Below are 22361 nucleotides of genomic sequence, written 5' to 3'. Positions count from 1 at the left end.
GACGTCCGTTGTCAAACATTATTCAGCGCTTAAGCAATAAAAGCACCTGCCGACCGGCGGGCACAGACCCGCTGAACGCGGCCAGAGAAGCACCCGCGGTGGGCTGCACCTCCGGGGTGAGGGACTGGTAAGTCCCGCCGTCCGGGTCCAGGTACAGGCCGAGCGGCGCGCCCTCGGGCGCCTCCAGGGTCACTTTCAGGGTGTCACCCGCAGCCTCGACCGCTGCCCCGTCCGCCCCGCGGAAAAACACCAGGCGCGGCCCCTCACTGGCCGGCTCCAGCAGTAGGAAACTGGTCCGGCCGGGGGTGAGAGCCAGTTTCAGGGCGGCCAGGTCGGTCAGGCTGAACGTGCGGCCTTTCTCCAGGTAGGCCGCGGCAACCAGGTCCACCAGACGGTAGCGCGCGGCCGGATCGAGGCCGAGGGTCTCGGGTTGCCTGAGGCTCAGGGTCTCGCCGCGCGGGGCGCGGGATGCGACCGCTGCGCCGCCGGGCAGACAGCCCAGGCAGAGCAGCACCCGGCCGTCACGCGCATAGGCGGTCACAGTGGAGCCCTCGCCGGAGACGTTCAGCACGTCCCGGCTGTCGAACGCGCTGAAACACTGCGCCGCGCCGACTCCGAAGAAACGTTCGATGTCCCAGTACAGGCGGTTGAAGCCCAGCGGCGTGTCGGGTGAGGCTGCCGCGCTCCAGCGCTCCAGCATGTCACTCTCCCGGCGGCCGCCTATCAGTCGGAACGAGAAACCGTAGCGGGCGCAGAAATTGAGCATGTCCAGCGGGTCCTGACCCTCGCGCCACATCGCCACGGACTGCACCCCCTGGCGCTTGCCGTTCCAGGTGCTGAGCACGGTCTCGCCGGCCAGGCGCAGCGGGTTGTTGTTCTCGCCCGAAAGCCGCAGGTCGAACCAGGCCAGGCTGGTGGAACAGGAGACATTGTCCGTGTTGAACAGCATGATCCCCTTGCCGCCGGTGTGACGGGCGACCACGCGGCGCAGACGGCGGGCGAAATCATGGTACCCGTCGGTCACGTAGCGCCCCAGGTAGCCGCCGCAGCCGTGGCGGGCGTTGGTGCAGTGACGGGTGATGAACCAGTTGTCGACATACAGGCCGTCGAACGGGAAATTCATCAGCAGGGTGTCGCACTGGCCCTCCACGTGCTTGCGCCAGCCCTCGGCCCCGAAACACATCAGGCTGGTCTCGGTGATGAACTCGATGTCCTTGGAACTCATCCAGTCGGCGGCGTGCTCCTGGTAGCCGGGGGCCGAAAAATCCCAGTCCGAGGTGGTCACATAGGGGATCACCCGCAGACCCAGGCCGTGGGCGGTCTCCAGGAAATGACGGATTTTCTCGGGCTGGTCGGGCCGGGCGTAGTCGCCCGAGAAATAGTTCGCCCCGCCCACGATCAGGTTCACACCAATCTGCGCCCATTGGCGCACCTGCTCATCCGAGGGCGGCTCCCAGGCGGCGCTGTCGCCTTTCCAGCCCGCCATGCGTATCTGGTGCGGCCCCGGCCAGACAATGCGCGCCCCGGCCAGCTCCGCGCGGGGCAGCTTGGGCGGGGTGAGCTGCACGTAGAACGAGCGCTCACGGGTCTCGCCGGGGTTAAGCGGGACCGTGGTGTTGCGGACATCGAACTCCTCCAGCTCCAGTCCGGCCGGGCGGTTGTAGATCTGGGTGAAAATGTCCTGGCGGCCGCGCGAGTCCCAGCCCTCCAGCACCTTGCCGTCCGTTGTCTCCACCGACCCGGTGTCCGCCACCTTGCCGTCCGGCAGACGCACTGCGGAATCACGGTAGCCGCTCAGGCGCTCGGAGAACTCCTCCTTGGTGAACTCGATGCCGGTGAGTGGGTTGCCCAGGTGGAACAGCGTGTTGAAGTGCGACTCCAGCACGGGAGCACCCTCGGCGAGGCCCTCCAGCGATACGGTCGGGGCCTGGCGGATGTTGAACGGCGGAGCGCCCGGGTCCTCGTCCCGCGCCATGAAACGGACGCTGCGGCGGTCGAACATGGTGTGGTTGTAGCAGTGCCAGCGTAACATCAGCTTGCGTTCCGTGCTCAGGCGCACGGTCACTTTCATGAATCCGTCCACGTCGATCCGGTAGCCCACCTCCCAGCGCAGCCCGGTGGGCTGGCCGGCCTCGTCCAGATAGCGGCCGTTGGAGGTGATCTCTACATTCTCCGGCGCGGATGAGACCAGGCGGGTGGTCACGCTGTCGCTGGCGATGCTCTCCAGGCGGACAGCGCTGGTCAGGCCGCCGGAGAACAGAGTCGGCCGGATCGCCACGGCTTTCTCGAAACCGTAGCGCGGGCGGCTCTCCGCCGTGCCGTCCACACTGGCCCCGGGGTCGCTGGCCGGGAACAGCCCCACGTACGGATTGGGGAAACTCGCCCCCGCGGCCAGGAACTCATCCCCCAGGGCGCGGGCCGAGATCACCTGGCCGCTGGCGCAGTCGAACGTCCAGGCGAAAGTCTCGCCGCTCACCGTTATCCGGCCGTCTTTCTCCACCGCTTCCAGCGGCTTGTAGATACCGAACACCCGGCCGTCGTAAATGTCTCCCGCAGCTGATGCCGGCGGGGTCTTTTCCGCGGGCGGCGCACTCCGGCCACATGCGACTGTCAGGATGGCGATCACACACAGGATACGCCAGGGCATTTTCTCTCTCCCGCCGGAGTGGGTCCGGCCAGATGGTTAACGTGCGGGCGGCTTACGGCTCCGGGGTCAACTCCACCAGCAGGCTCTCCCGGAAAGCCACGGCCAGAACGGATTTTTCCGCGCTCACAGTGCCCAGGTCGCGCCCGGCGGCGTAATCCCGCGCTCGGTAGACCCGGCCCGGCTCCAGGCCGCGCAACTCAAGCGGCGTGGCCCGGCTCCAGCGTTCGGCGAAAAATCCATAATAAAGGCGATCGCCCTTTTTCACCACGTGCGCTTCGGGCTTGTCCCAGGCCAGGTCGTAGAGGTTCAGGTACTCGCCGCTGGACAGGCCCAGCTCACGGTACAGGCCGAACCAGTGTTTCCATTTTTCCATCTGCTCGGGGCTGAGCTTCGAGTACAGCGTGGTGGCCTGCGCCCCGGCGCCCAACGCGCTTTCGAACGACTCCGGGCACGACCAGCCCTCCCACTCGTGGATCGGGATCTGGTAGCAGTCGCCCACGGCGAACGCGGGACCGCGAAAAGCTTTCTCCACCTTGATCCGGCGGCGGACCTGGTTCAGGTTCACCGGGTCGGAGGCGTTGGCCAGGTTGTAGTAGGGCATCTTGAACGGGTCGTGCGGGATGCCGCAGATGCACATCTCGATCATGCAGCCGTTTTTCAGCTCCCGGGCGGTCTCGTAGATCGCGCGGAACAGCTTGTACTGGTTGCGGTAGCTGTCCAGGGGCGAGCTGTGGGCGTGGGCCGGGTTGAAACAGGGCGGCGCGGCGCTCAGGCCGGTGGTGTCGAGGTAGAGCGAGTCGAAGCCCCAGTCGCCCATGATCTTTGTGGTCAGGCCGCGCACGTATTCCACCGCCTCGGGGCAGTCGGCGCACAGGTAGTAGAGGCCGCGCTGGCAGGTGGGGAAAGAGCCGTCCTCCCGACGCACGAGCCAGTCCGGGTGCTCGGCGGCCAGGCGGCTGTCGGGGCTGACCCCCTGCGGATACCACCAGAGGCCGATCTTGAACCCCTCGGCCTGCATGCGCCGGGTGAACTCCTGGAGGTCTTTCTCGCCGCCCGGGAACTTGCCCGGCGCTGGGTGCGGCTCCCAGTCGCCGTAATGCACGAACCAGCCGTCATCCAGCAGCGCGGTGCGGATGCCGAATTCCTTAAGCTCCGGCAGGGCGCCGAAAATCTGCTCCTGGGTGAAATCCAGGCCGAAACCCCAGCTTTTCCAGTACGGCTCGTGGCAGGCCGCGGGAGAGTTGAGCGGTATCGCCACGCCCTGCGAGCGCAGGATGTCGGCGTAGGTGCGCAGGGCGTCGTGGAAATCCAGCTTGTGCAGCACGGTGAGCGAGCGGATCGTGCGCAGGCTCTCGCCGGGGCCGAGGGTTGTTTTCTGGCCCAGGCGCGCCTCGGGCGCCTCCTCCACGCACAGCTCCACCAGGCCGTCACGCCCGGCGCTCACCGGCAGGCTGATCCACTCCGGACGCGGCTCGGCGCTGGCTACGGCCAGGCCGACTTTCGGCGACCAGAGGTCGACCAGCGGGGTGCCGCCGCCCTCGCCGCCCGAGCCGGTCAACTCGCCCAGGCCCATGAAATTCTGACGGCTGAAACGGCTGTCCAGCCAGACCACCTCGTAGTCCGTGCCCCAGCGCCAGGCCGCCCCGTGGTAGGAGGCGAAAGCCCAGGGCGCGGCCTCGGGCTCCAGCAGGCGGCGGTCCAGGCGGTAGTGGCTGCCGGCCAGACGGTCGACACGGTAGGTGCGGCGGCCCAGGTTGGTGAACTCGGCCGCGCCCACAAAGGCCGAGGGGTATCGATCGTAGAACTCCAGCTCCAGTTTCACGCCGATTTTCAGGCCCGGGTACAGCGGGTGGCCGTACTGATCGGCCGCGCCGTGCAGCACGACCCGTTTGCCCGGCCCCAGGCTGGAGCCCACCTGGCAGACTTCTGTCCGCTCCCAGTCGGAGCGGAAAGCGGTCACCGCCAGGCCCTCGAGCTGAAGGTAGAACGCCGGGGCGAGCGGGGTCTCGGCGGTCACCGGGCAGAGCCAGCCTCCGTTTCCATCCGCCAGGGCCGGACGCAGCGCCAGGGCGTTGTCTATGTCCAGGCGCAGCGAGCCGCTCATTATGCGCAGGCCGTTTTCCGTGCGTGTCGTCTTGAAATCCATTTCCCGATCCTTTCCTTGCCCGTACTTACTCGAAAAGAAGACGTGTTCCGCAACCCACGAAATAGACGACCATCCCGCCCACGGCCAGCAGCGAGGCGTGCGCCCCGCCCATCCCGCCGATCAGTATCCCGGCGAAGAACAGCGCCGCACCGATTATAATCAGGCCCAGGGTGCACTTGCCCAGCAGCGAGCGCGGGATGATATGGTACCAGTCCGCGTCCTCCTCCTGCTCCCGCTCGTACAGGGCGTCGATCTTGGCGCGGTCGGGCGGGGCGAAGAACAGGCTCACCACCAGCGCGATTATCGCCGCGCCCAAGAACGCCGAGACAGTGGTCCACCACAGGTAGTCCGGCAGGTTGTAGGCCGTGCAGGCCCAGCGCGCCACGCCGCCACAGAGCGCTCCGCCCAGATACCCGGCGATGGCCCCGGCCTGGTTGATCCGCCTTACTTTGAGACCGTAGAGGATCGCGACCACGAAAATCGGTGTGTCGAAAATGCCGATGATCGAGAGGAACACATCCACCACCGAACCGACCTTGAGCACCAGGATCGAGCCGAGCAGCATCAGGCCGGTCATCAGCAGGGTCATCAGGCGCGAAAAACGCAGTTTCTGCTGCGGGCTGGGCGCGGTCCGGCGCCAGCGCTGCCAGATGTCCTGGGCCAGGACCGTGGCTCCGGCGTTCAGCTCGGCCCCGATCACAGAGAGCTGCCCGGAGAGAAGCCCGGCGATGAACAGGCCCAGGAATACCGTGGGGATGAGGCTGGTGTAGAGCTGGATCATGATCGCGTCCACGCTCATCGAGGGCGCCTCGGGAACCAGGATGCGCGCGGCCAGGCCGGAGAAGAAATGGAACGGGTTGATCGGCGTGAGCACGATGCCGGTCAGCACCATGGCCCGCACCAGGGTCTTGACGTTCTTGGAGCCGAACGAGCGCTGCAGCATGCTCTGGTCGCAGGTCCAGGCGTTCACCCCCAGGAACAGGATGGCGAGGATGAACTTGAAGTCGAACTTGCCCTGGGCCGGCACGAAATTCATCATCTCCGCGGGCAGCTTCTCCACTATCCCGGGCAGCCCGCCCACCTTGGCCGCGATGAAGGAGTAGCCGATCAGCGAGGCGACCAGGATCATGATGAACTGGGCGGCGGAGGTGAAAATCAGGCTGACCATCCCGCCCTCGTAGGTGTAGACCCCCACCACCAGCGCGAAAATGCAGATCCAGACATAGAAATTGAGCTGCGGGATGATGATGGAGGCGGCGTAGGCGCCCATGTACATCATCGTGCTCAGCTTGGCGGCGCTCTTGAGCGAGTACATGAAAGCGGTCAGCGTGTGGGCCTTGGGGCCGTAGCGCAGGCCCATAAACTCCGGCACGGTGGTCAGCTTGAGCCGCCGGAACGCCGGCAGGATGAACAGCCCAGCGAAAGCGAACGCCATGTTGCCGGTCCACTCGTGCCAGATGATGCTCACGCCCTGCTGGGCGGCGTTGCCCGCCTCGGCCAGGAAATTGTACATCCCCAGGTTGCAGCCGCCCAGGGCGCAGATCACCAGGGTCACCGGCATAGCGCGGTTGGCCAGGTAGAAATCATCCGTGTTGGACACACTGCGCGCCAGGTATTTGCCCAGGGCCAACATCAGGGCCAGCCAGACGAAAATTATCGCAATGTCATAGCCGCCGATCATCTTTTCTCCAGGTTATTTTAAGCCGGTATTCAGGATATCGGACACCAGCGGTCCGAGAGGGCCGTGACACGGTCGGTTTTTATTGCCCCTGTTGTTTTTCGTGGCGACGGCCGCGCTGAAAATCGATATAAGCCAGAATCGCCCCGCGGGCGATCAGAACTATGACCGTGAGGACAAAACCATAACAGAACATCTCGATCCAGCGCATTGGGAGCCTCCTCGCCGCTGTCAGTCGTACAGGCAGGACGCCGCGGCGGAGGCGTAGGCCTGCAGGCACTCCGGCTCGGCGTCGAAAAAATGGTCCGATGGACATAGAATGTATCCGCCGCCCCCGCCCGCGGCCGCGAAACAGCGCCGCACCTCGGCCGCGGTCTCGGCGGGTGTGCAGCCGGTGAAAAAGTGCACCTGGTCGAACCCTCCGATCATGCAGACCTTGCCGCCGATACGCTCCTTGGCCTCGGCCAGACGGGCATCCGCGCCCATCTCAGGCGGGGTGAAAGTCTCCAGGGCGTCCGGCCCCATGCCAGCGGCCAGCTCCAGCAGCGGCATGATCCCGCCGCACAGGTGGTAGGCGATCCGCTGGCCGGCCGCGTGGGCCAGCGCGATCAGCTCGCTGTCGTAGGGGGCGACAAACCGCTCGAACATATCGGGCGAGATCACCGTGCTGCTGGCCGCGCCGCCGCCCAGTTCCAGGAGGTCGTAGCGCGCCCCGGCCAGAGACCGGACAAACACTTTCTTACGCTCCTGGAGTATTTTCAGCAGGGCGTGGACCCATTCCGGATCATCGAAAGTCTCCATGATCAGCCGCTCGGTGCCCACCAGGCAGGAGGCGTCCTGCCAGCAGCCCGGCTGGCCGTAGATGTCGAAGCAGCAGATGTGGCCGCGCACCAGGCCCCGCTCGCCGAACTCCACCGCCACGCGGTTCACCGCCTCCACATCGCACAGCGGCGCGGTGGCGTAGTCGGCGATCAGCTCGATGTCCTTTTTCTGTTTGATCAGGTGCTCGCTGACCCAGGTGGTGTGACGGTCCCCCTGCAGCACGCAGGTGAGCTCGCCGCGCGGGGTGACGATACGGTAGCGCGTGGTCCGGTACTCGTGGCCGGGGACCTCCTCCTCCAGCACCCGCCAGTTTTCGCTCGCCACCCGCCGGCTCTCCAGGAACCCGGGCTCACCCTGCTGCGGGTCGAAATACTGGCCTTTGGACGGGTCGGGGCGGTGCGGCACGGTCCAGGTGAGGGCATCCAGGCCGAAACGGTCGAAAAAACCCTGCGTGTCCAGGCCCGGCAGACGGTCCTCCAGGAAACTGGGCATGATATGGTGCGTGGTGGCTGGCAAACGGTCCGGGACTCGTCGCTCCAGGGCGGCCAGCATGCGCTGCCGGGAAGTCATCATACTCTCGCTCCTTGACAGGGCGGCCGGGCCGCCCCGCGCTCTCACTCGGGCAGGTCGATATCTTTCTTGAGCTGCATGTACTGGCCGGAGTGGGTCTGCCAGACCTCCGGTATGCGGTCGAACGGGTCGACCACCACGTAAATCCGCTTGCGTCCGCTCAGGCCGCTGACATCCCACTCCACCTCCGCCGCACCGAACTCGCCCGGCTCTATCCGCGGGATTACGGCCTCGCCGATCAGGTGGGCATCCAGGCGGCCCTCGACCGGCTGACGGTCGTAGAAGCGCACCGCCACGTCCCGCGCCTCCCGCGCCCGGGTCAGCCAGCCGTAGAGGTTCTGGTTGCGGATCATGGCGCACAGGCGCACGCTGTCGCCGCTGCGGGAGAAAGTGACAAAGGAGGGATCGACCAGCACCAGGTTGGCCTTGTTGTAGACCGTGATCTCGCGGCTGGTAGTGTTGTTGCCCGTGTCACTCTCCGTGGTTCCCTCTTCCGGCTCCACCCGCACGAAAATCGTGTTGTGCACGTAGCCCGGCACCCCGGCGTGGCTGGCCAGCGAGATACCCTGGCTCGCCCCCAGGTGGCGCTTTTCGGCGCGCCAGGGCACTCCAACCCGGGCGGTGGTTCCGGCGGCCAGAGAGGCGATCACGCTGCGGCCGATCTCCACTCCGCCCTGCTCCGGGTCGCCGTCCCAGAACCGGACCTGCACGTTTTTCGCAGTCTCATCCCCGCGGTTGGTCACCCGCGCGCTGATAAAGACGCTGTCATCCTCGCAGGGACGGTCCTCGGAGAACGTGATGTTCGTGTCCTCCAGCCAGCGCAGACTCACCTTGCGTGGCGCTCCCCCGCGGCCGCTGTCGCGCCAGACCAGCGTGTTCGCCCCCACCTTGAGCTCGGGCAGCAGCTCCGGCCTGTAGAACAGGTCGGCGCTGACCCGCACCCCGCTCAGGCGGCAGCCGGCGGGCTTGCCGGCGGCGCTCAGGCTGAACCGCACCAGGAAAGAGTACTTGTCGGTGCTGTACATGGTGGAACGCTGGGTCTCATCACTGGCCAGCTCGATCTTTTTCTCCCCCGGTCCGGTTGCCTCGCCCAGGCTGACCCAGGTGCGGCCGCTGTCCGCGGAGATTTCCACCGTTACCCGGTCCCCTGCTCCGGCCAGATTCGCCGTGGCCTCGACCTGCATCGAGGGGATGAAATAGGGGCTGCGCACGCGGTAGGTCACACTGCCCGGCTCACCGGCCCGCTCTGGCTGGAACGCGCCGCCCGCGGCTTTGATCCCGGAGCGCGCCGCGGCCTGGACGGCGGCCAGGGCAGGGTCAATATCGAAAATCAGCTTCCCATTGGCATAGAGCAGCGGCGGCACTGTGCTCGCCTCGCCGCCCTCGTTACGGTGGAGCTGCTGCCAGCGGGGGCTGAGGTCCTTGCGGTTCCACCAGCGGCCCTGTTCAGTGCGGCCCAGGACCACACGCTCGCCCTTGCGCAGTGTCAGGCGGCTGTCCCACTCCGGGCAGGTGGCGTGAAACAGGCTCCGGTTGCCGAAATGCGCGTTTTCGCCGTCGTACCAGTCCGACTCGGAGTTGTAGTAGTTGGTCAGGATGGTGAAATAGTCCCAGTGGTTGTTCATGCGGAAACCGTAGTCCAGGCCGCGCCGCACCAGGAAATCGTCCCGGTCCAGGTCGATCAGCGAGGCCACGCTGTGGTTGTCGCGGTTAAGGAAATAGCCGCGTAGCCGGGAATCGTACATGTGCCAGGCGCCGTCGTACTTGACCGCCGTGATCGTGTGCCCGCTGGGCATGCCGATCACCGGGTTTAGGAACACGGTCTCGAACCCGGCCGCGCGCCAGAGGGCGTTGAGCAGCAGTGCGAAGTTGCCGCAGAAACTGTAGCCGTAGAGGCTCACGTACTCCAGGGGGTCGTCGCAGCCCTGGCTGCCGCGGTCGTAAAGGTGCGTGGCCGCGAAATAGAAAATGGCCTTGACCTTTTCCTCGTCGGTCATACCCGGGCGGAGGAGGCTTTGCGCCAGAGCCTCGATGCTGCTGTAATCCAGGCCGCCCGTCACGTGCAGACGGACATTGTCGACCGGGCCCTCGATCTCAAGACTCTGGAACACCGGCGGGGTCTCGCCCTGTACCGAAAGCTCGAACTCAGCCGATTGGCTCTTTATCACCGGGTTGAGTTGCCGCGCGACCGGCGCGACCGAAAGGTCCACCGCAGCGGTCGCGCTGGAGGCAGCCAGGGCCGCAAACACAACAGCGGCAAGCATTGCAGGCCGTATAAGATGATTTTTGAAGTTTTTCACCGGTTCGCCTACATCCACTTGCGCCAGGCGGCGGCATCCAGCCCGAAATCCTTGCCGCTCAAGGTTGCCAGGGCCTTGGCCGCACCCCAGCGCGCCCAGTCGCGGCCCTCGTCGCTGAATTCGTTGCGCGGATCGGTCAGGGCAGTGAGAAGGGCGGGCGCGGCGCGACGGTCGCCCAGGACGCCCAAGGCCACCGCGGCGGCATCCCGGGTGAACAGCGCACCATCTTTGAGCAGTGCGGTCAAGGGCTCGAAAGCCGCCGGGTCGTGGTTCGCGGCCAGGGCCGTGGCCGCGGCCAGGCGCACCCGCTCGTCGCTGTCCTTGAGCCCGCCCAGCAGGACACCGCGCCACGGGCTTTCCGGCCTGGACTCGGCCGCGGCGGCGTGCAGCGTGCCGGTCAGGATATCACCGGCCAGCTCGTAGAGACTAACCCGCACCTGCCAGCTTTCATCCGCGGCCAGTTCGGCGGCGGCCCTTTCGCTCAGCCCGCGCGCGCCCACGGTTTTAAGCCCCTGCACCGCGCGCCAGCGCACGAACCAGACCGGGTCGGACAGGGCGGAGTCCAGGGCCGCCTCGCAGCCGTGTCCACCGGAGAGCGCCAGCGCCTGCACCGCGCGCTCGCGCACCAGGGGGTCGGTGTCCGCGGCGGCTGCCTGCCGCATCAGCGGCAGCGACTCCTGCGGGTAATCAAGCGCCAGGTCGCGCACGGCCTGAAGGCGCACCGCGGCCTGGGGCGAGCCGAGGGCCGTGCTAAGCGCGGCGGGCGTCTCGGCCCGCAGGCCCGCGCAGCCAACCGCCGCGGCCAGTAACGTAATAATGGCTGTTCTCATCGGCAATCCAATCCTCATGCATGCAATTTTTTCATTCAATGCTTCGCGCCGTGAATCCAGCAAAGCCGAAATCGGCGTTCGTGCCTTTTCCGTGACCATTTTTACCGCCCAGGAAATGCCCGATGCCGGGGTCACCCGTCTTGAAGGTGTCATCCACGGCCCGGGCTTTCTCCACACCGTTGACATAGACCGTAATCACGTTGCCGACCACCCTGGCTTTCAGTATATCGCCGTCTTTCAGCCCGTATTCTGGCCCGTGCTTGTCGGCCAGGTAGGTGTACTTGCCCAAGGGGCCCTCCCAGCGGACTATCTGCACATAGGAGCCGGCCCCGCTCAGGCAGCGGGCGAAACACTCGTACCCGGTGGTGCGGTGGGGCGAGCTGCTCCAGCGCAGAAGGATCTCCAGCTCCTGGCTGAAGGTGGAGTCGGGCCGGGCGATACGGACCTCGCCCCAGGCCTCCTGGTCCGGCGGGAACCCGGATAAGATCGCATACGAATCATTGTACCGCGCCGCGCCCACCTCCTCGCCGCTCTGTGTACCGAACGCGAGGCCACCCTCCTTGCGGAACGTGGCCCAGTCGAGGCCTGCGTTCCGCCAGCGCCCGCCCTCGGAGAGCGGGTTCTCCGCGCCCTCGAAACGGGTGCTGTAAGTCTGGGCCAGCGCGGCGGTGCACAGGCAAACCACGGTGCACAGAGCAAGCCCCAGGTGTTTTCCCATCGCAAGCCTCCTCATTGCACGCAGCGCGTATCTCACCACCAGGCCCGGGGCATATCGGCCAGGTCATCCCCGTCGCCGGGCACGCCCGCGGCCGGCCCGTAGAACACGCTGCCGCCATAGGTGGTCAGGTAGAGCATGCCGGGGTGGTGCGGGTCGGGCACGGGACGGTGCCCCCACTTGAACCGGTAGCCCTCCAGGCGCTTCCAGGTTTCACCCCGGTCGACGCTACGGTAGGCCGCGTTCTGGAAAGTGTTGATATAGACCGTGGACGGATCCTGTATGTCCAGGGCCGCGGCGTAGACCCGGCAGCTCTCGTCGAAAGTCTGTTTCCAGGTTTTCCCGCCGTCATCGCTACGGTAAAGCCCGCCGCAGATATCCTTTCCGTCCGCTGTCCGCGGCCAGCAGCTCAGGTACATGCGGTTGGGGTCAGCCGGGTCGATCAGCAGGTCGCTGGGGGCGTTGACCCCGGCGGGAAGCTCCATCCTCTGCCAGGAGGCAGCGGCATCCTCGCTCACGTACAGGCCGCCGTCCACCACCGTGTCGTTGTCCGGCCAGCCGCGCACGCACAGACAATAGAGGCGTCCGCCGGCCAGACGGGTCTCCCAGGCGTAGGGGTGCTCGCCCAGGCCCGTGGCGCAAAGGTTCCAGCTTGCCCCACCGTCCGTGGACTTGTACACCCCCTGGTCGAACACGCAGGCATACAGGGTGCGGCTCTGGGGCGGGCTGGCCGGGTCAACCAGGATATGGGTGACCACCGAATGCTCAGGCAGGCCATTACAGCTCTTGCGCCAGGTGCGGCCACTGTCCTCGGAGAGCACCACCCCGCCCAGGCCTTTCTGGAACCGTCCGGGCGCGAACTGCGAGCGCCGCGGCAGCGAGTGCACGTTGGCCCAGACCGACCACATCCGGCCTTTCACTGTGGGGTCGAACTCCGCCCAGTAGCAGGTATTGACCCAGTCCCCGGGGATACCCTCGATGTTGTGGAACCAGCTCTCGCCCCCGTCGTAGCTCTGGAACAGGCCGACATCGATATACGAGATCGCCAGATGTTTCGGGTCGAAGGGGTCGAAATGCAGGCCGTAACAGCAGATCACATCCAGGCCGGTGCCGGTGCAGGAACTGTCGGGGTGGTTGACCGAATAGACCTGCCGCCAGCTCGTGCCACCATCCAGGGTGCGGTAGGCGCGGCCGTAATCGGTGCCGTAGCAGACCTCCGGATCGGTGGGTGAAACCCCCATGCTGATCGGCACGCCGCCCCAGCCGGGGCCGTAGTCACGGCCCAGCCAGGAGCCCTCGTAATTGCCCGAGAGCACTGCCCGCGAATCGGCGAGGTAGACCGTATTCCAGGAGTCTCCCGAGTCCCGGCTGCGCAGGATGAACTCATGCTCCCCGGCCGCGCGGCTCACGCTGTCCTCGGCCTCCGAATACCCGGACAGGTAGAGATGCTCCGGCGCGCCCTCGCAGACCGCGAAACTGGCAAAGCTCTTGACCCGCTCGTTCCGGACAGTCTTCAGGATACCGCCGTTGACCGGCTCCCAGGTGGCTCCCAGGTCGCGGCTGCGGAACAGTCCGCCCTCCAGGCGGTCACCCTCGTACCGGGTGCGTGTCAGCACGTACAGGACCGCCGCACGGTCAGTCCCCACGCCGCCCTCCGCGGACTGCGCCCTCCCGGCCGGCAGCGGGTGAATCACTGTCTCTCCGTCCGCTTTCACCTCGACACAGGTCGAGTCGGTGATCGCGATCAGAGCGCCGGGCTGCCCAGCCCCGGACAGAGCGACCAGCGCCAGAACCTTGCTGCCCGGTAGCGCCGCCATCTGCCGCCAGGAAACCCCACAGTCGGAGCTGGCCATCAGGATAGCCTCGCCCTCGGGCTTCTCCCCGCGCAGCGGGATGTAGGGTGTCAGGGGTGACATCCCGAGGTAAATCCGGTTCGAGTCCGCCGGATCCACCCGCACCTTGTCGATCGAGCGGTCCGGCAGCCCGGGCGACATCTGCGAGGGCAGCAGCGACAGGCTCTGCAGCTTCTCCAGCGGCTTGAATTTCAGCGGGTCGGGGTAGACAATCTCCCAGTGCGCGCCGCCGTCCCGGCTCCGGCAGAGAAGGCTCAATCCTGAGCCGCGGTCCTCGTCGTGAAGGTAGCCTCGGGTGGAGGCATAGACTGTCCCGCTGCTTGCCGGGGCGAACTCGAAATCGGTCACCACGGTCCAGAGGTTGAACAGGCCCCAGCTGCGGCCGTCATCCCGCGTGTAATAACCGGCGGTCATATCGCAGCGCATCAGCACGTGGCTGGGGGCGGACGGGTCGACAGTCGGGTCGAACAGCCCGCCTCCGCCGCCCGGGCCGATCACTTTCCAGCCCGCGGGGGAGGCGCTCTCTTTCGCTGCATCCCCCCCGGCCCCGGAGCAACCGGCGCCGGACGCAAGGCCCAGTGCGACCAGACCCACGGCCAGCCAGCGTCTCAGCCCCTGCCCCGGACCGCTGTTCTGCTTCGGCTCTGTGCGTGTCATCCCCTTATCCTTCATTCTCACCACCAGGCGGATGGCATGTTGACAATGTCCTCCACCGCGCCGGGCACACCCGTGGACGGTCCGACAAACACGCTGCCGCCGTAGGTGGTCAGGTAGATCAGGTCCGGCCGACGGGGGTCGATGTTGGGCCGCTGGCCCCACTTGAAACGGTAGCCCTCCAGGCGCTTCCAGCTCTCGCCCCGGTCATCGCTGCGCCAGGCCGCGTTCTGGAAAGTGTTGATGAAAATGGTTTGCGGGCTGGCCGGGCTCACAGCCAGGGAGTTCACCCGCACCCGCTCGTCGAACACCCGTTTCCAGCTCGCTCCGCCGTCCTCGCTGCGGAACACGCCGCCGCCGGTGTCCACGCCGTTGTCGCCCTGACGGGTCCAGCAGGCCAGGTAGAGGCGTTTGTCGTCCGTCGGGTCTACCTGGATGTCGTGCGGTGCGACCACCCCTTCGGGCAGGGCCACACTCTGCCAGGAGCCGCCGCCGTCCGTGCTGGAATACAGCGCGCCGGGCACGGTTTCCGGCCCGCGCCGTCCGCGGGTCATGAGCAGCAGCAGCCGCCCGCCGGAGGTGCGGGTGATACGCCAGGCGTAGAGGTTGCCGCCCAGGCCGTTGTTGGCCAGGCTCCAGCTCGCCCCGCCGTCGATCGAGCGGTACACGCCCTTGTCGAACACGGTGACATAGAGGTGACGGCTGTCCACCGGGCTGTCCGGATCGACCAGCACGCAAGTGGAGACCGCGTTGTCCGGCATCCCGGTTCCGGCCACGCTCCAGGAGCGGCCGCCGTCCGCGGTCACTGTCACTCCGCCCTGGTTGCGGTCGAACCGCCCGTCCCGGCCGAACATCTTGTCGCGGGGAAGGTCGTGCGCGTTGGCCCAGACCGCCCAGGCGCGGCCCTGAACCTTGGGGTCGAAAGTCAGCCAGTAGCAGGTGTTGGTCCAGGGGAAAGGCGTCCCTTTCACCGAGTGCAGCCAGGTCTTGCCGTAGTCCAGGGTGTGGAACAGGCCGATGTCGGTGTAGGTGATGAAGAAATGGTTCGCGTCGAACGGATCGAAAATCACGCCGTAGCAGGTGGTGACATTCAGGCCGCTGGTGGAGTACGAGCCGTCCGGGTTGTTGTGGCTGTCGATTTCCTTCCAGGTTTTGCCGCCGTCGCGCGAGCGGTAGGCGCGCCCGGCGTCCGAGCCGAACACCAGGTCGGGGTTGTGCGGGTCGACTCCGATGTCGATCGGGTTGCCGCCCCAGCCGGGCCCCCACTGCTTGTCGAGCCAGGAGCCCTCGTGGTTCCTGGTCAGGTAGCCCTTGTCGTCGGACAGCCAGACCGGCTGCCAGGCGCCGCCGCTGTCGGAGGTCTTGAAGATGCCGTACTGCCATGCACCCGCCTTGTCGCGGGCCTCGCGCGCGTTGGCGCTGGAGATGTAGGCCACCTCGGGACGGGTTTCGCAGACCGCCAGGCCGCGCAGCTCGGGCACGCCGTTCTCGGGCACCTCGTAGCGCAGGCCGCTGCCTGCCTCCTGCCAGCTCTTTCCACGGTCGCGGCTGAGATACACGCTGCCCGCGACCTTGCCATCCTTGCGCCCGTAGCCCACCACATAGACCACGCTGCCGTCCTTGCCCACGCCGCCGGCGGTGCAGACCGCGAACTCGGCCGGCAGGGGCAGCGGGGTCACGGCGCCCTTGACCACATCCACCAGGGCGCCCGACTTTTCGGTGATCACCAGGACCTCATCCGGCTTGCCGTCCGGCGCGCCCGGGTACAGCCCCAGCACGCTCCGGCCCGGCAACTCGGCCGCGGTGCGCCAGGACCCGCCCGCATCGTCCGAAACCATCAGCATGGCCTGGCGCAGCGGGGCCTCACTGCCGCGGCTCATGTAGGTCTCGAGCGGGGCCATGCCCAGGAATATCCGCTGGTTGTTGGAGGGATCGACCTCCACTTTCTGGATCGTGGCGTCCGCAGTGCCCTGGACTACCTGGGAGGGAAGCACCTGGCGGCTCTGCGGCAGGCTGAGAGTGGTGTCGGCCTTCGACATGTCGGGGTAGACAATGCGCCAGGAGCGGCCCTTGTCCGCCGAGCGCAGCAGGAAACCCACTCCGCTGCCGCGGTCCTCGCTCCAGAGGAACCCGCGCGCGGCCACGTAGATCACGTTCGGGTCCACCGGGTCGAACTCGAAGGCCTCGGGGACGTTGCAAGTGTAGAACATGCGCCAGTTGTCCCCACCGTCGTAGCTGATATAAGCGCCGGTCATGTCGCAGTGGGCCAGCATTAGATTGGGGTCGTGCGGGCTGACCGTGGGCTTGAAAATACCGCCGCCGCCGCCGGGGCCGATCACCTGCCAGCCGCAGGTGGTTAGGTCGGCCGCGGCCTGGGGCGCGGCGGCGGATTGCTCCGCCTGCGCCGTGCAGCCGCAGAGCGCGGCCGCAACGAGCAGCGAGGTGAGCCGCAACGCAAGGGACAATCCGAACTGTGAGCGCATCCTGACTTCTCCTGTTGAGAGTGAACCTCTCCGCTCAGGCCGGCCGGGTCAGATGCCCGGATACCATTTCACGGCGTTGTCGTGGAAAATCTTGCGCAGCACCTCGGCCGGAAGGGCCAGGCCGCGGAACTTGCCGTTGACCTCCCAGACTTCCATCTCCTGGTCCGTGGCGAAATACTTGAAGTCCTTGTCGTAAGTCGTCTTGATCTTGACCACGGTGCTGTCGATGGAGGTCTGCATGTATTCGCGGCCGGCGCCCAGGTCGGTGCCGTAGAGCACGCGGTCCTGGTACTTGATCAGGAAAGCGCGCACTTTCTCGCGGTCCTGCACCTGGAGGTGGCAGACCCGCGCGGCCATGTCCACGGCGAAATTGGGGTAGAGGTCGAAGCGCTTGGCCAGCTCGTCCACGTCCCACTCCACGCTGCCCAGGTGGCAGCCCACCACGCGCAGGTTCGGGTGATGGGCCAGAACGCTGTCGCGCGCTGCGACATGCTTCCAGTAATGCGGAATCTCGGGGTGCAGGTAGGCGTGGTACTGGGGGAACTCGGCGAAATACTTGCGGTCGTTGTTCACGGTCATGGAGTCGAGCGGCAGCCAGCAGTTGCGCGGCTCGCCGATATGGGCCACCAGGGTGCGGTTCTGGCTGGCGATGTAGTCGAAGATCGGGTCGAAACGCGGGTCGTTGATCATCACGTAGCTGCTGTCCGGGTCCTTGAGCACCATGCCGATCTCTTTCCAGACCTTGACCGCCACCGCGCCTTTCTCGAAGCCGTCCTGGATCGTGGCCAGGGCTTTCTCTTTCCAGTCAGGATTGTTCCAGTTGTAGAGCGGGAACGTGGTGGCCCAGGCCACCCGCTCGGGGTACTGCTCGTGAAGGCGCGCGGCCAGGGCGATCTTGGCGGCCACCTTGGCCGAGTCGGTCAGGCCCACGGTGCAGATAGTGAGCCATTTCATATGGTAGCCGTCCAGGCACTCGAACAGCGGCGGCAGCTCTTCATCCAGCACACCCATGTAATGCGCGTGCGCGTCGATCTTGGGCATGGCCGCCAACTCCTCCGCGCTCATCCCCTGCTCCGCGGCCGCGGGCTGCGGCTGGGCGCCGCCCGAGCAGCCGAGACCCAGCAGCGACAGGACAAGCAGCGCCGCCCCCAGGAACACCACAGCCGCCAGGCCTCTCTCACTCACCTTTCCGCTCGCCATCTCATACCTCCGTCTCCGTTTAACTTCAATGCCCATAAGGGCCTATCACAGCTTCAATTTCAGATCCCGGGAAACCAAGTCTTCGCGTTGTCGCAGAATAACTTCTTCAGCACCGAATCGGGCAGGGCCAGGCCCTGGAACTGTCCCGGCACTTTCCAGTCGGTCAGGAGCCCGTCCGTGGCGAAATAGCGGATGTCCTGAGCGTAAACCGAGTCGGTGCGGGCTAGCGAGGCCGCGAGCGGGCGGGTGGGGTCGCCGGCGCTGTCCACCACCAGGTCGGTGCCGTAGAGGATACGGTCCTGGTACTTGAGGACAAAGTCGCGCACTTTTTTCCGGTCCTGGAGTTGCAGATAGTAGACCCGCTCGGCCAGGTCCACGGCCAGGTTGGGGTAGCGCTCCAGGCGCGCCGCCACCTCGTCCACGTCGAACTCCAGGCTGGCCAGGTGGCAGCCTACCACGCGCAGGCGCGGGTGCGCGGCCAGCATGCGGTCGCGGGCCGCGATAATGGTCCAGTAGTCCGGCATCTCGGGGTGCAGGAAAGCGTGGTACTGCGGGTGCTGCCCATAGTAGTCGCTGTCGTTGGGGCTGAGCATCTTGTCCAAAGGCAGCCAGCAGCTGCGCGGCTCGGCGATATGGGCCACCAGGGTGCGGCCCTGGCTCTCGATATAGTCGAGCAGCGGGCCGAACCGCGGGTCGTCGATCTGCACGTAGCCGCCGTCCGGGTCCCTGAGCAGCATGCCGATATCCTTCCAGACCTTGACCCCCACCGCGCCCCGCTCGAACCCGTCCCGCAGCGCGGCCAGGGCTTTCTCCTGCCAGCCGGGACGGCCCCACTCGTAGAGCGGAAAAGTGGTCACCCAGGCCAGGCGCTCCGGGTGCGCGGCGTGAAGGCGGGCGGCGGTCTCGACCTGACGGCGCAGGTGCTGGCTGTCATCCACCGCAGTGCAGATCGTGAGCCATTTGATGTTCCAGCGCTCCAGGTCGGCCAGCCAGGCCGCCTCGTCCTGCGGACGGATGGACATCACGTGCGCGTGGGCGTCCACCTTGGGCCAGGCGGCCGGCTCCTGCGAGCCCGACTGGGCCTGCGCCGGCGAAAGCACCGCGCCGGCCGCAGTCAGCGCGGCCAGAGCCAGCATCACTCCCAGAAAATGAAAACCGATCAGGTTGGACATACACGCCTCCAGTGTCCGCCTCTCACGTCTCAGTACACCTCACCCCAGACCAGCTTGCCTTTCTCTTTCAACTGAAGCGCATAAGCCCCGTCCGGCTCCAGCGGCTGGGCGCAGCACCAGCGGTAGGGCCGCGCCACGCCGTTGGTCACGATCTCGCCGCGGATCAGCACCTCGCGGCCGAACATGTCCTCCGGCAGTACGAACTGGGCCTGGCGCACCTTGCCACCGTAGGGCTGTCCGGCGTCCAGGCAGCCCGAGGCGCGGTAAGAGCCGTCGCGGCTTTCCACGCTCACCCGCAGATAGCCCGGCGCCCCGGCCACGCCATCGTTGGTGAAACCAATAATCAGCTCGGGACGGTCCCAGCGCTCGCGCTGCCAGAGCCAGGAGGGTCGCACCCGGTGGCCCATCCGGGCCTCCAGGGCCTCGAACGCCCGCGGGAACCGCTCGCGGTAGAGGCGGAGGTTCTCGCCCTCGGTCCAGAGCGCCCAGTAGTTGGCCCCCAGGTCCAGCACATGCAGCATGGACTTGTCCTTGGCGCTCACCCCGGCGGCGTCCACCGGGATTTTGTCCAGCGCATGGGCGCGCGCCCAGCCCTGCTCGATCACCACCGCCAGCCAGGGGGGACGGTGGGCCAGGCGCTCGATCTGGATCGGCTCGTCGTGGATGATGCTGTCCGAGCGCAGCCAGCCGCCCGCGCGGACAGTCATGTCCAACACCTCGTTGTTGCCCACGTGGTTGCCATCCGGCTGGGTGTTGGCCGCCAGCGGTATCCGCTTGAAATTCTCGAACTGGATACGAGTCAGCTCCACGAAGGTCTTTTCGGCGGTGTAATAGTCGTTGAACGGGGTCCCGGCGCCGCTGGTGTGGCCCTCGCCCCACCAGCCGTACATCATCAGGTCGATGAACTCCACCTCGCCGCTGGAATCGAATCGCGCGGCCAGAAGCTCGTTCAGCTCGCGGAAAGCCTTGATGAACTCGGGGTGGTCGTAGCGTGGCTCGAACATCTGGTCCCCGCGTCCCGGGTAGGGGCCGATGGGCACCAGGGGCACCTTTTCGAGCAGGAAATCTGGCAGGGCGCGGTAGCCGGCCGGGACCGGCTTCGGGTTGGACATCTGCACGCGGAACGCGATGCGCTGGCCGTGGCGCTTGGCGGCATCGAGAGAGACCTGCCAGACCGGGGCCAGGTCAAGCCGGCCGGGGGCGCTCTGCACGTCGCGCCAGTCGCAACGGATGTAGATCACGTCGTTGAACGGCAGCGCGGCCAGGGTCTCAACCGCGTCCTCCAGCTTCTGCTGCCCGCGCCGCACCGCCAGGGCCGGGCCGCCCTCCTCCCAGGCGTAGCCGACAAACCCGACGCCGAAATTGCGGATATGGGCCGCGCTCTGTGAAGTGCTGCCGATCGTGGCCCAGACCTCGCTCTGCTCGATGCCGAAGGGGCCCTGGTTCAGACGGTCGGGCGCCGGGGGGCCGGAACCGAAATCGTAGCCCTCCCAGAGGTGCGAGGGCCCCTCGGCTTGGGACACCCCGGGGGCGGTCCCGCCCAGAAGGGCCAGCGCGGCGCCGGCCCGGATCAGCTCACGTCGTTGCATGCGTTCTCCTCGAGGCTCAGCGCAAGAGCACCATTTTGCGGGTCAGGCTGTGCGCGCCGGCCTGCAGACGGTAGAAATAGACCCCGCTGGGCAGGGTGCGGCCCTGCTCGTCCGCACCGTCCCAGAACACCGTGTACACCCCGGCCTCCCTGGTCCCGTCGACCAGGGTGCGCACCAGCTGGTTCCGGAGGTCGTAGACCTTAAGCGAGACCCGGACGGGGGCCTGCGACTCCGGCAAGCTGAAAGGGATGACAGTCTGCGGGTTGAACGGGTTGGGGTAGTTCTGGGACAGGCTGAACGCGGCGGGCAGGATGGAGCGCCGCGAGGCCTCATCCAGCGCGGCCAGCAGCGCGGTGCGCTCGTTTTCCTTGAGCGGCAGGCTGCTCATCTGCTGCAGCACGTACTCGCGGTCGGCCGGGGCCAGGGCGGTTCCACCGTCCTTGCCCGCTGACGCCGCGGCCAGCACGGGCAGTCCGCAGCGTCCGGCCAGGATGTCCTTGAGCATGCGGTAGGGGTCGAGCACGCTCAGACGGCCGTCGCCGTCGTAGTCCGCGGCAGTGTCGGTCGGGTGGTCGCGGCGGAACAGCAGGAACGAGATCACATCCGCCAGCGTGGAGCGTCCGTCACCGTTCCAGTCGCAGTCGAGCGCGCCGGTGGCGGACTGGCCCTCGGTCACGAAAGGCTGGTGCCAGCGGCTCCACTCGGACCAGGCTCCATCGCTGCCGCTCTGGCGCACCCGGACCCAGTAGCGGGTGCCCGGGTCGAGGGCGGTCCGGCCCTCCAGTGCGCCGCTGAACCGCCCGGTCGCCGCGTCCACGCGCAGCGTGTCGGCCGTGCCCTGCACCGCGCCGTGCCAGACCGCTTCGCCCTGAAGCGACTGGGACAGCTCCGCCTCCCAGCCCGCCTGGGTCCCCGGCCCGTGGTAGGGCCGCTTGATCAGCGTGGGGTTCACCGAGGTGGTCACCGGGCCGATGGGCGCGGTGGAGACGACGTAATTATCCAGCCAGCGGGTCTGCTTCACCGGTGAGCCCTCGTTCCAGTAGGCTTCCAGGAACAGGGCGTTGAGGGCGTGTACGGTGTAGCTGCCGCGGAAATTCATGTTGTGGCGCTCGGTCTCCAGGTGGCCGTCGATCCAGAGCTGCGTCTCACCGTCCGATTTGCCGGGGGTGTTGAGCTTACAGCGGACCTCCACGCAGACCCACCAGCCCGATTCCTCGGTGCTGGAGATTCTCATCTGGGCGGAGGGCGAGTTGCCCAGCCAATGCATGGCGTTCCAGTCGTTGTAACCGGTGGAAAGCACCTGGTCGCCCTCGACGCAGCTCACCGGGTCGAGGGTGAGGGTCTCGTTGCTCGACCCCCAGACATGATCGATCATGGCCTGGGCCCAGCTGCCGTTGACAATGCTGGTGATACGGCTGAGCTTGGCCTCGGCGCCGCCGGTCCAGCCGTACTGGTGCAGCACGTAGACCCGCCAGTAGACCTCCTCGAACTTCTCCCCGGCCTTGACCACGGTGGTGCCGTAGGGGCTGTCGCCGAAGAACAGCTTGCGGTTGCCCGTGCCCTGGGAGCCCTTGTCGTAGACACAGGGCAGCGAGCCGCCCTGGCCCCCGAACCCGACCCGCGTGTCGAGATCGTTCTGTCTCTCGGTGTATTCGGTCCTGTCGCTGCTGAAATCATCGTACCAGATCGTGCTGGCGGCGGC

13 protein-coding genes are annotated in these 22361 nt (G+C 66.7%); all 13 read right to left on the bottom strand.

What is annotated here, in order from left to right; all coding sequences use genetic code 11:
• Nucleotides 1–22 precede the first annotated feature (22 nt).
• Nucleotides 23–2647 carry a DUF6259 domain-containing protein gene (locus LLH00_09485; GenBank protein MCE5271499.1) on the bottom strand — a complete coding sequence of 875 codons (2625 nt, stop codon included), beginning with the start codon at nucleotides 2645–2647 and terminating at the stop codon, nucleotides 23–25.
• Nucleotides 2648–2699: 52 nt separating this feature from the next.
• Nucleotides 2700–4793: an alpha-galactosidase gene (locus LLH00_09480; GenBank protein ID MCE5271498.1), complete on the bottom strand. Its 2094-nt coding sequence runs from the start codon at nucleotides 4791–4793 to the stop codon at nucleotides 2700–2702.
• Between the two features lie 25 nt (nucleotides 4794–4818).
• Entirely contained in the window at nucleotides 4819–6474 is a 1656-nt protein-coding gene (locus LLH00_09475) for a sodium:solute symporter family protein (protein ID MCE5271497.1), read from the bottom strand.
• A gap of 228 nt (nucleotides 6475–6702) precedes the next feature.
• Complete coding sequence (locus LLH00_09470; GenBank protein ID MCE5271496.1) at nucleotides 6703–7866, bottom strand: hypothetical protein; 1164 nt, start codon at nucleotides 7864–7866, stop codon at nucleotides 6703–6705.
• Between the two features lie 41 nt (nucleotides 7867–7907).
• The gene (locus LLH00_09465) at nucleotides 7908–10127 is read right to left on the bottom strand and encodes a hypothetical protein (protein ID MCE5271495.1); all 2220 of its coding nucleotides are present in this window, start codon (nucleotides 10125–10127) and stop codon (nucleotides 7908–7910) included.
• Between the two features lie 44 nt (nucleotides 10128–10171).
• Complete coding sequence (locus tag LLH00_09460; GenBank protein ID MCE5271494.1) at nucleotides 10172–10993, bottom strand: HEAT repeat domain-containing protein; 822 nt, start codon at nucleotides 10991–10993, stop codon at nucleotides 10172–10174.
• 31 nt (nucleotides 10994–11024) lie between these two features.
• A complete protein-coding gene (locus LLH00_09455; protein ID MCE5271493.1) occupies nucleotides 11025–11711 on the bottom strand; it encodes a hypothetical protein in 687 nt (228 codons plus the stop codon).
• A 32-nt stretch (nucleotides 11712–11743) separates the two neighbouring features.
• Complete coding sequence (locus LLH00_09450) at nucleotides 11744–14218, bottom strand: hypothetical protein (GenBank protein ID MCE5271492.1); 2475 nt, start codon at nucleotides 14216–14218, stop codon at nucleotides 11744–11746.
• A 17-nt stretch (nucleotides 14219–14235) separates the two neighbouring features.
• Nucleotides 14236–16698, bottom strand: coding sequence for a hypothetical protein (locus LLH00_09445; protein ID MCE5271491.1), 2463 nt, complete (start codon nucleotides 16696–16698; stop codon nucleotides 14236–14238).
• Nucleotides 16699–16746: 48 nt separating this feature from the next.
• Nucleotides 16747–17898, bottom strand: coding sequence for an amidohydrolase (locus tag LLH00_09440; protein ID MCE5271490.1), 1152 nt, complete (start codon nucleotides 17896–17898; stop codon nucleotides 16747–16749).
• A gap of 59 nt (nucleotides 17899–17957) precedes the next feature.
• Nucleotides 17958–19070: an amidohydrolase gene (locus LLH00_09435; GenBank protein ID MCE5271489.1), complete on the bottom strand. Its 1113-nt coding sequence runs from the start codon at nucleotides 19068–19070 to the stop codon at nucleotides 17958–17960.
• A 29-nt stretch (nucleotides 19071–19099) separates the two neighbouring features.
• A complete protein-coding gene (locus LLH00_09430; protein ID MCE5271488.1) occupies nucleotides 19100–20659 on the bottom strand; it encodes a hypothetical protein in 1560 nt (519 codons plus the stop codon).
• A gap of 16 nt (nucleotides 20660–20675) precedes the next feature.
• Nucleotides 20676–22361, bottom strand: a 1686-nt coding sequence (locus tag LLH00_09425; GenBank protein MCE5271487.1) for a T9SS type A sorting domain-containing protein, incomplete at its 5' end; no start/stop codon positions are given.

It is taken from the genome of bacterium, from assembly GCA_021372515.1.
GTDB lineage: Bacteria > Gemmatimonadota > Glassbacteria > GWA2-58-10 > GWA2-58-10 > JAJFUG01.
This window is presented reverse-complemented; position numbering and strand designations above follow the sequence as displayed.

What these genes read in the sequence shown, in the direction of transcription:
- LLH00_09480 (MCE5271498.1), bottom strand. Translation starts at nt 4,793, where the DNA reads ATGGATTTCAAGACGACACGCACGGAAAACGGCCTGCGCATAATGAGC.
- LLH00_09435 (MCE5271489.1), bottom strand. Translation starts at nt 19,070, where the DNA reads ATGTCCAACCTGATCGGTTTTCATTTTCTGGGAGTGATGCTGGCTCTG.
- LLH00_09450 (MCE5271492.1), bottom strand. Translation starts at nt 14,218, where the DNA reads ATGACACGCACAGAGCCGAAGCAGAACAGCGGTCCGGGGCAGGGGCTG.
- LLH00_09460 (MCE5271494.1), bottom strand. Translation starts at nt 10,993, where the DNA reads ATGAGAACAGCCATTATTACGTTACTGGCCGCGGCGGTTGGCTGCGCG.
- LLH00_09485 (MCE5271499.1), bottom strand. Translation starts at nt 2,647, where the DNA reads ATGCCCTGGCGTATCCTGTGTGTGATCGCCATCCTGACAGTCGCATGT.
- LLH00_09440 (MCE5271490.1), bottom strand. Translation starts at nt 17,898, where the DNA reads ATGGCGAGCGGAAAGGTGAGTGAGAGAGGCCTGGCGGCTGTGGTGTTC.
- LLH00_09470 (MCE5271496.1), bottom strand. Translation starts at nt 7,866, where the DNA reads ATGATGACTTCCCGGCAGCGCATGCTGGCCGCCCTGGAGCGACGAGTC.
- LLH00_09430 (MCE5271488.1), bottom strand. Translation starts at nt 20,659, where the DNA reads ATGCAACGACGTGAGCTGATCCGGGCCGGCGCCGCGCTGGCCCTTCTG.
- LLH00_09465 (MCE5271495.1), bottom strand. Translation starts at nt 10,127, where the DNA reads ATGCTTGCCGCTGTTGTGTTTGCGGCCCTGGCTGCCTCCAGCGCGACC.
- LLH00_09455 (MCE5271493.1), bottom strand. Translation starts at nt 11,711, where the DNA reads ATGGGAAAACACCTGGGGCTTGCTCTGTGCACCGTGGTTTGCCTGTGC.
- LLH00_09445 (MCE5271491.1), bottom strand. Translation starts at nt 16,698, where the DNA reads ATGCGCTCACAGTTCGGATTGTCCCTTGCGTTGCGGCTCACCTCGCTG.
- LLH00_09475 (MCE5271497.1), bottom strand. Translation starts at nt 6,474, where the DNA reads ATGATCGGCGGCTATGACATTGCGATAATTTTCGTCTGGCTGGCCCTG.